The 15,857-nt window shown below is 29.6% G+C and carries 11 protein-coding genes; 6 read left to right on the top strand and 5 right to left on the bottom strand.

Annotated elements, in window-relative coordinates:
- Positions 1-13: 13 nt before the first annotated feature.
- The 3 genes from UH1x_RS11390 to UH1x_RS11380 are packed head-to-tail and all read right to left on the bottom strand — an operon-like array spanning position 14 to position 3,009.
- Positions 14-2,419: a TraG family conjugative transposon ATPase gene (locus UH1x_RS11390; RefSeq protein ID WP_482621800.1), complete on the bottom strand. Its 2,406-nt coding sequence runs from the start codon at positions 2,417-2,419 to the stop codon at positions 14-16.
- Positions 2,412-2,690, bottom strand: a complete 279-nt coding sequence (locus UH1x_RS11385; RefSeq protein WP_482621799.1) for a hypothetical protein — start codon at positions 2,688-2,690, stop codon at positions 2,412-2,414. The genes UH1x_RS11390 and UH1x_RS11385 overlap by 8 nt, the downstream gene beginning before the upstream one ends.
- A gap of 31 nt (positions 2,691-2,721) precedes the next feature.
- Positions 2,722-3,009, bottom strand: coding sequence for a hypothetical protein (locus tag UH1x_RS11380; RefSeq protein ID WP_482621798.1), 288 nt, complete (start codon positions 3,007-3,009; stop codon positions 2,722-2,724).
- Positions 3,010-3,186: 177 nt separating this feature from the next.
- Here UH1x_RS11380 and UH1x_RS11375 point away from each other — a divergent pair, with 177 nt between their 5' ends.
- The 6 genes from UH1x_RS11375 to UH1x_RS11350 all read left to right on the top strand — a co-directional run bounded on the left by UH1x_RS11375 (position 3,187) and on the right by UH1x_RS11350 (position 10,608).
- Positions 3,187-3,834, top strand: a complete 648-nt coding sequence (locus tag UH1x_RS11375) for an N-acetylmuramoyl-L-alanine amidase family protein (protein WP_482621797.1) — start codon at positions 3,187-3,189, stop codon at positions 3,832-3,834.
- A 153-nt stretch (positions 3,835-3,987) separates the two neighbouring features.
- Positions 3,988-4,275, top strand: coding sequence for a helix-turn-helix domain-containing protein (locus UH1x_RS11370; protein WP_482621796.1), 288 nt, complete (start codon positions 3,988-3,990; stop codon positions 4,273-4,275).
- Positions 4,268-5,212, top strand: coding sequence for a HamA C-terminal domain-containing protein (locus UH1x_RS11365; protein ID WP_482621795.1), 945 nt, complete (start codon positions 4,268-4,270; stop codon positions 5,210-5,212). The genes UH1x_RS11370 and UH1x_RS11365 overlap by 8 nt, the downstream gene beginning before the upstream one ends.
- Positions 5,209-7,734, top strand: coding sequence for a DEAD/DEAH box helicase (locus UH1x_RS11360; RefSeq protein ID WP_482621794.1), 2,526 nt, complete (start codon positions 5,209-5,211; stop codon positions 7,732-7,734). The genes UH1x_RS11365 and UH1x_RS11360 overlap by 4 nt, the downstream gene beginning before the upstream one ends.
- Positions 7,731-8,933 carry a Shedu immune nuclease family protein gene (locus UH1x_RS11355; RefSeq protein ID WP_482621793.1) on the top strand — a complete coding sequence of 401 codons (1,203 nt, stop codon included), beginning with the start codon at positions 7,731-7,733 and terminating at the stop codon, positions 8,931-8,933. The genes UH1x_RS11360 and UH1x_RS11355 overlap by 4 nt, the downstream gene beginning before the upstream one ends.
- Positions 8,934-8,943: 10 nt before the next feature.
- Complete coding sequence (locus UH1x_RS11350; protein ID WP_482621792.1) at positions 8,944-10,608, top strand: DUF6035 family protein; 1,665 nt, start codon at positions 8,944-8,946, stop codon at positions 10,606-10,608.
- Positions 10,609-10,643: 35 nt separating this feature from the next.
- Here the strand turns inward: UH1x_RS11350 and UH1x_RS11345 are convergent, their stop codons facing one another.
- Positions 10,644-15,116, bottom strand: coding sequence for a restriction endonuclease (locus UH1x_RS11345; protein WP_482621791.1), 4,473 nt, complete (start codon positions 15,114-15,116; stop codon positions 10,644-10,646).
- 4 nt (positions 15,117-15,120) lie between these two features.
- The gene (locus tag UH1x_RS11340) at positions 15,121-15,795 is read right to left on the bottom strand and encodes a hypothetical protein (protein ID WP_482621790.1); all 675 of its coding nucleotides are present in this window, start codon (positions 15,793-15,795) and stop codon (positions 15,121-15,123) included.
- Positions 15,796-15,857 lie beyond the last annotated feature (62 nt).

Below are 15,857 nucleotides of genomic sequence, written 5' to 3'. Positions count from 1 at the left end.
ATATTAAATCAGCCTATGGCTGTTGTTTTATGAATGTATTTATAGCTTCTTCCATATCATTTGTTTTTTCATAAATCCGCATTATGCGGTCGCTTTCTTGACCGTCTGTGAGATATGCTGCGTAGACCTCCTTTGGAACTTCTAATCGGAAAATGTTACTTTCCTTTCCAATCTTGATAAACATTTCGGTATACTTTCTTGCTCCAGTTAGATTGTTTCTAATGGATTTTAATTGGTTTAAATCATGGCTAGAAAGATTCAATCGTTTTTGAAGTTCTTCGTATCCTTTTTCGTTATTAAGACTATACACGACTTGGGTGTTTTCCAGAATACTTGCCGATGTTGAATTATTAGGCAACTGATTTATGGACTGAAGTATAATACCAATAGCTCCGTTCTGTTTTCTAATGGCTTGATAGTAGAATTCTACACTTTCTAGCACGTTTGCGAATTTGAGTTGTTTTGCAAACTCATCAAACAGAATGATGCCTTTTTCGGCTCTGTTTCTCCAGATAGTGCGTTGTATTGCCGATTTAATCAGCTTCAACATTACTGAAAGGATTTCCTTGTTGTCCTTGACTTCATCGAGTTCAAAAACAATCAATCGTTTGTCTTCAATCTTGTAGGTTTGGTCTTCACTTACGTTGAATAGGAAACTATACAAACCATCGTCTACATATTCTGATAGGATGTGTAAAAAGTTATAGATATTGAAGTAGTCTTCCTGAATTTTAAGTTCAGATATGAGTGTATCTTTTTTATCATCGATAAATTGATATAATGAAGCCAAAGAATGTCCTTTTCGGATATTTTTATAGTAATGTAATAACACTTTCTTGATAGCGACTTCCTCGGCTTTGGTAGCTACTTCTCCTGAAGCCATCAGCTCCAATAGGAAAATGCCTAAATCTTCTAACCGTTCTGGTGTAAGGTCACTTTCTCGGGAAATATAAAAAGGATTGATACCAAGATTCTTTCCTTGTTCGTAGCGAAGAATAATATGCTTATCCGGATACAATTTTGCGAACTTAGAATACGAGCCACCCAAATCAATAATCACCAGCCGGACGCCGGCCTCGAAATATTGCCGAAGTATATTGTTTGCTAAAAAGGATTTGCCTTCACCAGTAGGTGCAAAAATGGCGAAATTTCTAGCTTTGATACGTTTCTTTCGCTCATCCCAAACATCCTTTAAAACTGGAATGTTATGTTGCCTGTCATTAAAGATGATTCCTGTTGCATCTGACTTATAATTACTGTTATTGATGTACAAACATAAGGCGTGTTTTAAATCGGTTACATACAAATCTTCATTAGAAAAATTGGATGTAAAACAACAATAGGAATTCAGGAAATAGTGCTTTCGTTCTTCTCCTTTTGGGTAATATGGAACTATATCCAGTTCCTTGAATTCGGTTTTTATCTTTGAAGCTATATTACTTAAATGTCCGGCTTCTGGACACCAAAAAATAACATTCAAATGCCCTCGAATGATTCTAGAGGAATCATCTTCATTGATTTTAGCAACGATGTCTTCAATCTTTTTTAAGATGACTTTATTTTGTGTTCCGAAATTGGAACTCTTATTGAGTTCTTCAATTTTCTTATCGAGTAGCTTACGCCATTTTTGCTTATCATCTAAATAGATAATTTGATTGACGATATGGTTTTCATTGAGATTTAATCCCAATCCGTCAATAAACCCTTGATGAAATACGAAATCATCTGAAGTAAATTTATCATTGGTTTTACTGCTCTGTACCACATCGCCAAAACAGAGCTCGTTATTTACAGCCAAGACATCAAAATAGTTTTCTCCGATTTCAACATTTGATTTTTTCAATTGGATATCCGTATCAAAGCCTTCATTGAATCCATTGAAGTAGGTATTGGTCAGTTCAAGAATCTCATTCTGATTTAATGGTCTCAATAACACCTTTCGACTATTATTGATAAAGGAAACAGCATCGTTTACCGAAGCGATAAATTCGGTTACATTGTGGTCTATTTTCTTATGAATACCCTTTTGAACTTTGCGGAAAGGATTCGTGAACTTGGAAGCATTCAAAGCCTTACTGATAGGTAGTGTAAAGAACAGATAAGAGGTGTGTTCAATATATTCTCTTCCTTTAAAATAGGTATTAGTAGCCTTTTCCAGGAAACTATCATTTGGAATAGTCTTCGCATCATAAGCCGTCTTTTGATAAATATCCTGCTTATGAATAACCGTGCTTACGGGTAACGATTTAAAGACTTGAAACCAAGCCCCATGCATATCTTCAAAGTCGTTTTCCGATAAGGAATATATTTCGGGAAAATCAACTTTATAACCCAATACTACATTCCCATTATTGGCAAAAATAGTATGGTCTTTGATATCTAAAATAGGATGATATGCGGACAGATTAATCTTATTCATAATATAATGGAGTTACCTTTTTGTTACTGATGGTTTGTGGAAACACTTTTTTTAAGTGTAAGAGTGCTGGATTTTTAGTGAGGTGTGTTAATGCTACATATAAAGTTGCATTGACGACAAATACGCAGATGATTACAAAAAAACTAAAAGAAAAAATGATGAGTAATAATGAACCAATAACGGATGTCATCATTAGCGCGAACAGTGAAATAGGTAAGCCCATAATCACCGCTCGCTTTCTAATATTTTTATAGACCTCGTATTTTTTCATAATCCATTCATACTTAATGTCGCTTAGCGACTTACACTACGATACCGATTAGGTAGGTAAAGATGCCAACCACAGCTCCAGCGATAAGTACAAATACCAATACTCTGGTAATTCCTTTTTTGAGGTCTGCATTTTCACCAAAGAAATGACCTGCATTGAATAGGAAACCTATTAGAAAGATGACACCCAATATGATTGGGAAAATGGTTCTTATGGTATCAGAAACATCATTTACAGAATCTTCAATACCTCCAATTTGTGCAAATAAGGTGTTTGAAATAAAAAGTAACAAGGCGGTTAAAAAGAGTGATTTTTTCATGCTAAAATGGTTTAAATTTTGCTTCATTTTTATAGTATGAAAAATACATTATATTTGAATTCAAATAACTGATTATCAATATTTTATGTAAATAATATTATTTGAATTCGTTTGATTTCAATTGAAAACAAAGGGGTTTAAATCTTATGAAAATTGATAGAAAAAATCCACTCGATTATGAAAATAAAATTCAAAAAGATGCTCCAAAACGTCAGTTTTGTGATTTTACTACTGAAAATGTGCTTCATTTTTGGTCAGAAAAAAGTAGTTGTAATTGACCCTGGACATGGCGGAAAAGATACTGGTGCAATTGGTGTAAATAATATTCAAGAAAAAGATGTGGTTTTTAATGTTGCCAAGGAAATTTTAAGCCTGAATAAAACGATTTTGAATAGTGAGTTTGACATTTATCTAACTCGGTATAAAGACACCTTAATTTCTTTATCAGATAGAACTCGATTGGCTAAACGTTTGAAAGCGGATGTGTTTGTGTCTTTGCATTGCAATGCATCTCAAACTTATTCTAAGGGAATAGAAGTGTATGTACATAATTCTGATAATTTAAATATCGAAGAATCTATAGTACTTGGTTTATCAGTACTGAATGAAAGTACTCAAAAACTAGGGTTTAAAGAACGAGGTGTGAAGTTTGCTAATTTTCGAGTGTTACGTAAAACCGTAATATTTTGTCCAGCGGTTATTGTAGAATTGGGATTTGTAACCAATACCGATGAAGCAGATTATTTTTTGAAACCTAGAAATATTAGGTCTATGGCATTGGCTGTTTTGATTGGAGTTACTAATTTCTTAAACACGGGATTATGAAGGAGTTTTTTGTTGAGGTGGTTAGGAATTTAAAGGAGTTACTAATTAAAACATTTCATGAGGTGTTTTCATGGCTTCAGAAATTGTAAGAATCTCATTATTAATTTTTTTATTTGTAAATTAGACAAATTATGACAAGAAAAATATTGACAAATGGAGAGGTTATCAAAACTATTAAAAGCAAGACGGGAAAAGAAAGGTTTATTACTAAGAGAAGTTGCCTCAAAAATTGAAGTAGATACCGCCCTTATAAGTAAGATTGAAAACAATGATAGAAGGCCAACCAAGGAACAATTAAAAAAATTATCTAGAACATTGGAAATCGATTTTGATAATCTTTTAATCTCATGGTACTCAGAAAAAATATATGAAGAAATAAAAGGTGAAACCATAGCAATGGAAGTAATAGAGTCTGTGCTAAAAAGAATTAAAAATGAATAGAATAGAAAAGGCCATAGATAGCTTATTAATTGAAACAAAAGGAGAAATATTTGCAAGAATTGACAAAGTTTCCTTTGAGGTTAATGTTTTAGAAACCCAAGCAAAATGTTATTGTTATTCTGTTAAAAGAGATAATAATGGAAATTTAAGAGTCGAAGATTTAATAGACTTTATAGATGAAAAAATAGTAGACTACGCAATACCTAAAAAAAAGATTGATGATGCCAAAAAGTATCTTGCTGATACTGGCTCTACTTCTAAAATAGTTAAACTTAAAAAACAAGCTGTTGAATTATTTACAAGTCTAAATAAAACTGGCGAGGGCGGTGAACTACTTTTATACATACTCGCTATTGAAATATTAAAAATTCCTCAATTAATTAGTAAAATGTCATTAAAAACTTCCGGGGAATTACATTATCAGGGTTCTGATGGAATTCATGTCAAGTACGATGATTCAACTAAAAGTTTAAATTTATATTGGGGTGAATCCAAAATGTATAAAAATATATCTCAAGCTTTTCTTGAGTGTTTCAAAAGTTTAAACAGTTATCTGTTGGACCCCTATAGTTACAAATCTACTCAAGAGAGAGATTTAATTTTAATAACTGATAATATTAATCAAAATATAAACAATGAAGATTTTGAAAATTTAATAGTTGCATATTTTGATAAGGATAATGATTTATCCAATAAACTAACATACAAGGGTATCTGCTTTATAGGTTATGATTCTGACAAGTATGAAGATGATACTAAAACAATGGATGAAGTAAAAAAAGAACTCTTAAGAGAATTAGAAAAACATTATATAAATATATCCACACAAATTAAAAAGTACTCTGGTTTAGATAAAAAGGAAATTCACGTTTTTCTTATGCCGTTCCCTTCTGTAGAAGATTTCAGGAAGTATTATTTAAATACATTAAAAGCATGATTTCAGATAAAATCTATGCTTTAAATAGCTTTAAAAGACAATATGATGCGTTAATAGCTTTATCTGTTTGTGAAACAATACCAAATCTAATATGGAATGAAAACAAGGAATTTCTATTAGAAAGAATTGATTGGAATAATATGTTAGGAATAGCTTCTGTTTTCAGCTACTCAGATAATACTACTTACTTAGATGCGGCATTAAGAATTTGTCAAACTTGTATCTCACAAGAAATAACAACTAATATCCAAAAAAGCGCGTCTGCAATTATTCTATCCAACTTAACAAATAAACCAGCAATTGATTTGGCAATTAAAAGAGGTTTTATTGATAATAATTATAGAGAGCACTTCCCCTTAGGGTTTAAGATACAGTCAACAAGAACTCAAATTGAAAATTCAGTTTTTGTAAATGATAAATTAATTCACCTGAACAAGTTTCAAAAAAAGGTACACAATGTCTACGAAAGCTCGGATACAATAAGTATTTCTGCTCCTACATCAGCTGGCAAATCCTTTATTCTATGCACAATATTGGTGGAAGAGTTAATTAATAAAAAACAAAACATAGTATATATTGTACCTACAAGAGCTTTAATTAGTCAAGTAGAGTTTGATTTAAGAAATTTAGTTAAAGACTATGATATCAAAAACGTCAATATCTCTACTGTTCCACAAAATGAGATTGAGCAAAACACTTCAAACGTTTTTGTGTTTACCCAAGAAAGGCTTCATTGGTTTTTAATAGATAACGAAATTAAAATTGATTTATTAATTATTGATGAAGCTCATAAAATTGAAGATGGTAACAGGGGAATTTTATTGCAACAAAAAATTGAAGAAGTAGTAAAGAACAATGAAAAAGTTAAAGTCTATTTTTCGAGCCCATTTACATCAAATCCTGAAATTTTACTTGAAAATGTTGATAATAAGATTAAAAAGGAAAAGGTTAATACTCAATTTGTTTCAGTAAATCAAAATTTAATATATGCTACACAGTTTCCAAGAAAATCCGATAAATGGAATTTGAATTTATGCTTAATAGATAAGAATATATTATTAGGACAAATTGTTTTAAAAGATAGACCATCTACAAATACGACAAAAATAATTACTTTTTTGAGTCATGCTATTTCGGGAAATCAAAGTGGGAATATTATTTATTCTAATGGCGCTGCTGAATCAGAAAAAAAGGCATTGGTGCTTTATGGTTTATTGGATGATGTTGAAAAAAACAATTATATAACCGAACTTCAAAAAATAATAAAGAAGACTATCCATAAAGATTACACTTTAGTAAAAGTACTTGATAAGGGTATTGCTTTTCATTATGGAAACATGCCCCTATTGATTAGGCAAGAAGTTGAAAAACTGTTTAAAGAAGGGCATATTAAATATTTAATATGTACATCTACTCTATTAGAGGGCATAAACTTACCATCAAAGTCTATTTTTATCAGAAAACCAAGTAGAGGAAAAAATAAACCATTAAATCAGAATGATTTTTGGAATCTTGCTGGAAGAGCAGGTAGATGGGGACAAGAATTTAGTGGTAATATAATATGTGTAAATCCCCAAAAATGGGATATTAAACCAAACCCCAACAAATCTAAGCAATTAATAAAACGAGCTATAGATGATATTGAAAAGAACTATCAAGAATTAATAGATTATATAGAAAATGACACTCCAAGAGACATTGCAGAAGGACGACAAGATTTAGAATTTGCTTTTGGTTATTATTACATCAAATTTTTAAATAATGATTTTAAATTAAAAACTTCTTTTCATGAAGAGTTGCAAAATCTGTTTTTAAAAATAAAACCAACAATATTAATTCCAAATTATATAATAAAAAGAAATCCAGGAATTTCTCCGATTGCTCAACAAAAGTTATATGATTATTTTAATGAAAACATTGATAGGATTGATGAGTTGATACCTGTATATCCAGAAGATGAAAACGCAGTTAATGAGTATACAAAATTAGTCGGTAGAATGGGGAAAACAATTTCAAATTATCCACCAATGCTAAATTTCTCAAGAGCTATTTTACTTGTGAATTGGATGCGTGGTAGACCACTCTCTCTTTTAATTGCCAGCAGCTATAAATCATATCAAAAAAACAATAAAAAGAACAAAACTTTACCAATTGTTATTAGAGAAGTCATGAGCAACGTAGAAAGCTTTGTTAGATTTAGATTTGCTAAAGACTCTGGCTGCTATATAGATATATTAAGATATTTTTTAGAACTCAACGGAATGCATGACCTAGAATCCAACATTCCTGAATTAAACTTATGGTTAGAGTTTGGTGTATCTCAAAAAACTCATCTTTCAATGCTATCTATAGGGTTATCCAGAAATACCGTAATAGAGTTATCAGAGTTTATTCCAGAGTCTAAAATGTCCAAAAACGAATGTCTAGATTGGTTGAAAAAACAAGATTTTGACCAGTTAGGATTATCAACTATTATTATTAATGATATCAAAAGAAATATTGACATTGAAAAAGAAGCATGATAAGTTTTGAAAAAATAGAAGCAAAAATTACTTTCACTTATAGCTCAGACTATGCCAATGTAGATTGGGTTAGAGAAGATTTAAAAGTTGATGGAAATGTCACGATAAAATCAATATTTCACTTTGAAAGCAAAGATGTTTTTGAAGAGTCAACAAATGAATATAATGAAGAAGACATTTTTGATGATGAAATCCCACCCATATCATTTGTATTCGCAAAAAAGGATGAGGATTACTTCAAGGTCATAAAAAATGTTTTAGTAGAAAGCATAGATATTTATTTTCATGAAGATATTGATTTGGAGTTAAAATATTTTTTGGCGGACACCAAATATTCCATATTTAAACAAATTGAAAATTTAGCTCATCAAGATATTTATATAGGAGGAAACAATCACAATGCAATACCATATGAGGCTTTTATACAGATTGTAAAAGATTTCCCTAACTCCTACGAGAAGAGATTGTATGCAGAAGCTAGAGTTTCTACAATACTTAGAAATTATTTTGAAAATGTACCAGATATTGGAACAAAGTTTAATCGGTACCTTAATAAAAAAATAAGTAAAAAAGGGAAACAATTATCTAAAGTTTTTCAGGAATATGAATTAGAAAAACATACTACTATTCTTGAGAAATTAGAAGATATGTTGAATAATGTTGGTTCTTACAATGAGGACCAATGGCAAGATGAAATCCTTGAAATAATTTTACTTCTTTACCCAAAGTATATTAGAGCTTTCAAGAGCACTCATATAAAAGCTGATTTCAAAAACAGGTTTTTGGATTTCTTATTAGTAGATAGTAATGGTCATATAGATATCATAGAGGTAAAAAAACCTTCAAATGATATTATAATGTCTCACAGTTACTATAGAAATAATTATATCCCAAAAAGAGAGCTCTCCGGAACTGTTATGCAGTTAGAAAAGTACATATACTACTTGAACAGATGGGGAGAAAAAGGAGAGAAAAAGCTTCAAGAAAAGCTAATAAAAGAATTGCCTGAAGGTCTTGAGATTAAAATCACAAACCCTAAAGGACTAATTATAATGGGAAGGGAAAATGATTTATCTCCTGAGCAGAAAATTGATTTTGAAGTTGTTAAAAGACAGTACAAGAATGTAATTGACATTATCACGTATGATGATTTATTGGAAAGATTGAGAATGACAATAGCACAAATAAAGAAAAGATAGAAGAACTATAGTGAGCTTTGAAAGAACCATAAAATATGCCTTTAATAAGGAAACAGGTGAAATTATTGATGCAGATGAAGTCTTCAATAACAGGGAAATTGGATTTAATTATAGGACAGAATATAATAGAGAAGAATTCGTCCCATATTGTTTAGAATGTGATAAAGAACTAACAGTTTCCTCCAGTAAATATGATAGAGTTTATTTCAAACATTTCCCAAATTCTGAATATTGTTTTTTAAAAGATGAAAAACTAACCCCAAAGGAGAAAGAATTTTTTATCAATACATTAAAAAGTAAAGAATCTGAAAGGCATATTTTTCTAAAAAATAGGATTGGTAAATTCCTGAATGAAACCGCTGACATACAAGAAGTTCATATTGATGATAAATTTATTTTTAATAATAAAGGAGAAAAGAGAAAGCCAGACGTCTATTGTAAATATGAAGATAAAGAATTAGTTTTCGAAATTCAATTATCCGATTTATCACAACGATACCTTCTAAGTAGGTATGATTTTTATAAAAGTCAAGGCATATATCTTATATGGATACTTGATAATTTCGATGTTCTTGGGAACTCCCAAACAGAGAAAGACATAAAATACTTATCACAGCATCAAAATTACTTCAGGTTTGACGATTCCATCGAAGAATTTAAACTTAATTGTAGGTTTAAACAAACCAGGCTTTCCCCTTCTACAAATGAATTTTATGATGAATGGCAAGAAGTCGATATAGCCCTAAATAAGCTGTCATTTGATGAAGAGCATTGTGAGGTCTATTTTCATAATTTTTTAAAAGAAAAAATAGAAGTTTTAGCTATTCAAAAGAAGTATGAGCTCATTATTAAGAAGAAAAGACAAGAAAGGGAGGTGAAGAAAGAGCAAGAAAGAATAGCTTATAAAATTCATAATTTTTTAGAGAAAATTGCTGAGGAAAAAAATGGAATTATATCAAATTTCACAAGCCTTCAATCAGATTTGAGATACTTTGAAGAGAGTGAGATTATTGCACTTAACAATAGATTAGATTTAAACAATAATCAACGTGTTTTTAGATGGTTTCAAGAGGCTGAAAATTATGATTATGATTTTTTAGTATTCATTCTAGCATCTCATCAAATTGAAGTAGATATCAACAGAAAAGATAAAGAGGGTAATAACTTTCTCTATTATATATTTAAAAACGAAGATATCTACGAAAAATATGAATTTATCAAACTGTTGTTTGAATGTGGTTTCGAATTCTCTAAAAATGACGAAACCATAATTGAACAACATTACGGTTTGAGCGAAAATCTCACAACTCAAAGAATTATAACAATATGTAATCTGGCAAATAAGATTAGTCAAAAAAGGCTTTACTACTCACTTTTCGAATATAGAAATCAAATGGCACTTTGCATAATTGAAAGTTGTATTCAAAACAAGATTATAGGTTACAAGTACTCACAAGAAAGTTGGCTAATGTTTGCAAATAATGCTATTCAACACTATCCAGAATATTGGGAATATATTGAGAGTATTTTTAAAAAATATGGGTTATTTGATAAACTCATACAAATTGATAAGAAGGGTTCTTTCCAAAAAAAACTGCAACAATATTATTCAAAAGAGGTTGAAACCTATTACTCGTTTGATGAATTGTTTCAAGAGTTATATCCAGAATTATGACAATAGTAAAAGTCAAAAGCAATTCTTGTTATTTCTTAATAAGCGTCTATATCTTTAATTATTTGATAAGCCGATGAATCTCTATAATCTTTATTTTGAAGTATGTCATCAAATACATCCATAGCGCTTTCTAAAGTTTCATTAGTTTTATAGTATTCTCTCATTGCATTATATGCACTTATTATAACCTGTAAAGGCTCATTTCTCAACATTCGTTCTGTAATATCAGGTGAATTATGATTATTGAATTTACTGGCAAGAGCTATACAATCCTTAGGATGTTTATTACAAGACTTTAATAAAAAGTCATAAAAAGGGTGTTCTCTATATTTGCCAACTTTTGAATTAACGTATTGATAAAGAAAATCTTTAAGCTGAGAAAATAAGCTCGGTTTTATATGAAAAAATGCTCGATTGTAAATTTCCCCTATTTCTTTATCCTCATTATCATAGAATCTTTCAATTAGAGATAATGCTTCTTCAATTTTAGTTTCGTTTTCTACGAATTCAAATGCTGTCCTAATAACTGTATTTGGTTTATTAAGCTTTAAAAATTCTTCTACTAGAGGTTTTGAACCTTTGTAACTTCTACAATAAGCTATTGTAATAAGCTTTCCAATTTCCGTACTAGACTCTTGTACTTTAATAGCATTTTGAAAAAATGGAATTAATCCTTCAAAATTATGATTGATGAGATATTGTAGAGGATTAATAGATACCTTTAAGATGTCTGGATGAAAATCATTTGCTAGCTCTAAAAATAATTCCATCACTTGGTCCTTACCGTGTTGTAATAGATATTGCATTTTATATAGAGCTGCTGCTCTAGTAGATGGCTTAGAATTATTAGCTAAAGTTTTTAAAGAACTACAAATAAAATCAAAGCTTTCTTTTGAAAAAGAATAATCTACTAAAGCACTAGCTGCTGCACCACGAACTGAATTGATACCTGTAGACAAACTATCTTTTAAATTATCCCTTCCTTCATCTCCTGTTAAAAGGTTTTGTTCTAGGTAACTAAAAACTTTATCATCAGTTTTTTCATTCTCTGAAAAATATCTTGTGAGCCATATAAGATATAAAGTGTTTTCTTTTTCGAATGTTCTAGTTATAATTGTTTTGCAGAATAATTCTATTAGTTTTTCTGTTTGTAATTTTCCTTCTTTTAAACCTTCTAACGCTTTCACAACATACGTATTAGAAACATCTAAATCTTCAATGATTTCTTCAATAAAGTTTATGAATTTAGATGGATTTTGAGATACGACATCAACAAATCTTCTACCGTGTTCATATTCTGTAGGTTGATTCCAACTATCAAATTTTTTATTCTTGATAGTATATGTTTTGAAACTTTGTTTCCAATTATCTAAAGTAAACTTATCATATTGAGCATTTAATGGGTCTCTGTTTACGTGCACGATAACGCCTTCTGGTTCTTTATTTTCAATACTACCAAATTTTCGTTTTAATTCTTGATACTCTTTATACAAAGACTCATTTAAATCACTTCCCGCATTGACTATGGAGGTAAGTAGTTCATATTTACCAATACCATAAAATTTATTTCTTCTAACTACTCCGTCTTCGTTTTTAAAAACCCTTAATTCATAAGACTTGTGAAAATTTGAGATTACATCTTTGTTTAAAGTTTCTTTCTCATTCCAATCTAATAATAAATATAGCCTTCCAAAAACTTCTAAAACTATATAGTTTAAATATTGATTTATGCTATATACTTCGGACAACTTATCATAGTTTAAAAAGAAGTTGTAAGCTTCTTCTTTGAATTCTTTAGTGTATTTAAAAATTACACTAAAACCTATTATAATTTCAGTTATGTAATTAGACTTTAGATATTCCTTAACTTCCGTTTTTACAAAGTCGGGGCTAATTTTGTATTTATCTTCTAAATAATTTTGAAGTTTGTCTAGCTGACCGTGATGTTTATATAGGTCATTATTTTTTCTATCATATAATAAGTAAGCTGTATCTGATTTAATATCTCCTTTACTATCATAACATCTTTTATCTATTATTTCCTTGATAATAGCTTTTACCGTCTCATAAGCAATGTCAGGGTGTTTTTCCCATAAAGTATCGTAAACTTGACTATTATGATTTCTTGAATAAAAATAGTTACTTTCATCATTGATATCTGTACCTTTTTTAATATCTAAATTGGATAGTATTTGTTTTTTTACCCACTTAGGAAAATTAGTAATAGTGTTTTCTAAAATTCTATAATACCAATACTCTTTTGTATAAGTAGGCTTGCGCTTTAGAACAGTTTCAATTAGTTCAATAGCTAGAGAATTATTGAGCTCATTAACATTCCATAAATAATCAATTATCAACTCATCTTTAGAAGCAGAATCTTTTAAAGATTGATAATATTCAAGTAAAGGTTTGCCGTTGTCGATAAAAATAAAGCGTCTAAAAACATTAATAATCTTACGGTTAATGACATCAGTATCCTTTTGTAATTCTTTCCGAAAAATATCTTCTTCTATAAAAAAGTATAACCAACCCTCTCCCATAAAAAGAGATAAAAATGTATCACTCAAACTAGTGTTTGGTAGAACAATTAAATTTACTATATCTTGTTCTGAAACAAGTGGTTGTTGCTGAAATGCTATTTGCTGAAGGACTAATAATTTAATATGAAATCTAATATCTTCGTGTAGAATTAATTCCTTGATATCTTTACAATAAGTAGGTTCATCCACACTTCTTCTGTAATTAAGTATTTGCTTAATTTTTGAACGTATAAATAATCCTTGATGACGAGCTAAAACATCCTTTGTTAGATTTTTATTTTCGTTGGTGAAATTTCTGGCAAAAGCGTAATCAAAAAATGACTGATGAAAGAATTCAATTTTATCTGTAGTGTTTATAATTCCTTCGGTTCTTAAATAGATAATTTCTTCAGAGAACTTATCTTCAAATAACCTTTGGTCTATATTGATTTGCTGAATTTCATACATCTTTGAAGCTAGTTCAAACACCAAATTCGATACTTTAGAATAATCAACCTTTACTGTGTTAAAACTTCTATTTCCGATAATTTTATCGCGCCATAATACTGAATACAAATCTTGCAAACTTTTAATTTCATCGGTATGTAAATCTGATGTATATACTTTTAGAAATACATCAAGGTGAAGAGGAACCGATATTAAATCAATAAAAGAATCACTAAACTTATTATAATCTTGAATCCCTGATTTATCTATTATATTATTAAGTGTATACTTATCTAATGGTCTAATAATAAAGTTTCGCTTACCTTTATAATTTGATATTATAGGGTCATAGTTTAAATCATATATACGAGTTGACACAATAATCTTAACCCTAGGATTACCTATAAACTTCTGAATTAAGTTATCGTAAAACTTCAACGGTTTTAAATCTGAAGATAATGCTTGAGAGAGCGCATCTATTTGGTCAATTAGTAAAACACCATATTGCTCATTATCTATTAATTGATTTAAAAAGGTTTTGAAACCTATACCTAAATCATATGCATCTTCTAACTCTTTTGAAGTATTATATGTTAATCTATCTGCTTTTAGCGAAACTACTGGTATTCTTTCTTTATCTAATCTATTATATAATTGAGAAATAACAACAGATTTACCCATACCTGCATTACCAGCAACTATTGCTATATTAGTCTCATTATCTTTAAGTTTCTTGTTTATCCAATTATATATTTCCTGTGTTTCTGGTCTTATAATAGCTAAATCTTCATTGTTCCCAAAATATGTTTTAACTCGATTAATATCCCTAGAAATTTCTTTCGCTTTCGTTTTTAATTCTGCGTTTGATAATAATATATTATTACTATTTTCACTTTTATGATTATAAGTATCAGTTGAAAATTGAATAACATAAAAATATCTATTAATTATATCTACATTTGACCGTATTATTAGGTCTAAATCAATAGCTTTAAGTGATAAAACATTTAATTGATTTAACAAACCTTCTACTTTAGGGTGTACCTGTTCTATTTTTAATTTATCAAGTTTCACATATTTTAATTCATTTTCAATAAGCGGCCTAATATCTGTTGATTGCCATTTATTATTAAAATCGGCTAGTAGAAGTTTTGTGTTTTGAGTAAAATCTTTTGAGACTGCTATGTAATATGTAAATGATTCAATATCATTTATCAAAGATGATGATGAACCTTTATTAGTATCTAATTCATTTAGATGATGCAAGAGAAACTTTATAATTTCTGATAAAACAGTTTTGCTATCTATATTTTTACTATACTTTTTACATTGAACAACACCTTCAATCTTACCCTTGTAAAACAACATAACATCAGCTCCTTTTTCTGCCACACCAGATGAGAGCTCAACTTTATCATATACACCTTCATAAAACCCTTTTTTTAACTGGTCATTAAAATAATGGTATACGACCTCTTCAAACTCTCTACTGCTTAAGGAGTTGAAATTTAGTGGTTTGTTACTATAAGCTTCTGGTTTCATTTTTTTAATTATTAAATTCAATCATCTCCTCGTAAAACCAATTAATAATTGCCTTTTTATCAATTTTTGTCTTATTGCTTGAGCATTCACAAGCCTTATTGAAAAATAAGTTTTTGACTGCATTATGATGCCCTACAGATACAAACCTATGCTTCAAAAGATTCTGTATCTCAACAAGAGGTAAACATCTCATTTCAACTTTCTTAGCAAATTCGATTAATTGAAAATCATTATAATCTAAATATTGTTTAGCTTCTTCCCATTGTTCTATAGCAAAATTAGATTGTAAGACATCATATATTTGATTTGGTAATTCTGCATTTCTAGCTCGCATAAATACCTCTGAAAACAAATAGCAATTACTCTCAGAGACTAGAACCATTTTACAACTGGGGTCTGCTGAGTGTTGATTTTTAAATTCTTTAAAAATCCCTTGTGAATTAAGGTTAGATTGGTCCCAATGTAACCTTTTCGAACTTGACCTAAACTTAGCACTATAAACTGTTTTACCAAATCTTGATTTTACATTAATATCATCAACAATAACTGTTTTAGACCTCAATGCCTCTGGATAAATAATAAAATCGGGTTCTAGATATGCATACGAAATAAGAAGTGCTAAATACCAATTTTGATAGGCCGCTCCAGATTGCATTGCACTACCTCCTGGATATGGCATTTTTTAATAAGCATTTCTTTATAAAATTGATAATCAATATTTTTTAAATAAAAAAGCCAATG

It is taken from the genome of Maribacter sp. UH1, assembly GCF_056839145.1.
Note: the sequence above shows the minus strand (reverse complement) of the source record. Positions and strands in the feature narration are given on the sequence as shown.

What these genes read in the sequence shown, in the direction of transcription:
- UH1x_RS11345 (WP_482621791.1), bottom strand. Translation starts at nt 15,116, where the DNA reads ATGAAACCAGAAGCTTATAGTAACAAACCACTAAATTTCAACTCCTTA.
- UH1x_RS11375 (WP_482621797.1), top strand. Translation starts at nt 3,187, where the DNA reads ATGAAAATAAAATTCAAAAAGATGCTCCAAAACGTCAGTTTTGTGATT.
- UH1x_RS11365 (WP_482621795.1), top strand. Translation starts at nt 4,268, where the DNA reads ATGAATAGAATAGAAAAGGCCATAGATAGCTTATTAATTGAAACAAAA.
- UH1x_RS11355 (WP_482621793.1), top strand. Translation starts at nt 7,731, where the DNA reads ATGATAAGTTTTGAAAAAATAGAAGCAAAAATTACTTTCACTTATAGC.
- UH1x_RS11380 (WP_482621798.1), bottom strand. Translation starts at nt 3,009, where the DNA reads ATGAAAAAATCACTCTTTTTAACCGCCTTGTTACTTTTTATTTCAAAC.
- UH1x_RS11370 (WP_482621796.1), top strand. Translation starts at nt 3,988, where the DNA reads ATGGAGAGGTTATCAAAACTATTAAAAGCAAGACGGGAAAAGAAAGGT.
- UH1x_RS11385 (WP_482621799.1), bottom strand. Translation starts at nt 2,690, where the DNA reads ATGAAAAAATACGAGGTCTATAAAAATATTAGAAAGCGAGCGGTGATT.
- UH1x_RS11360 (WP_482621794.1), top strand. Translation starts at nt 5,209, where the DNA reads ATGATTTCAGATAAAATCTATGCTTTAAATAGCTTTAAAAGACAATAT.
- UH1x_RS11340 (WP_482621790.1), bottom strand. Translation starts at nt 15,795, where the DNA reads ATGCCATATCCAGGAGGTAGTGCAATGCAATCTGGAGCGGCCTATCAA.
- UH1x_RS11390 (WP_482621800.1), bottom strand. Translation starts at nt 2,419, where the DNA reads ATGAATAAGATTAATCTGTCCGCATATCATCCTATTTTAGATATCAAA.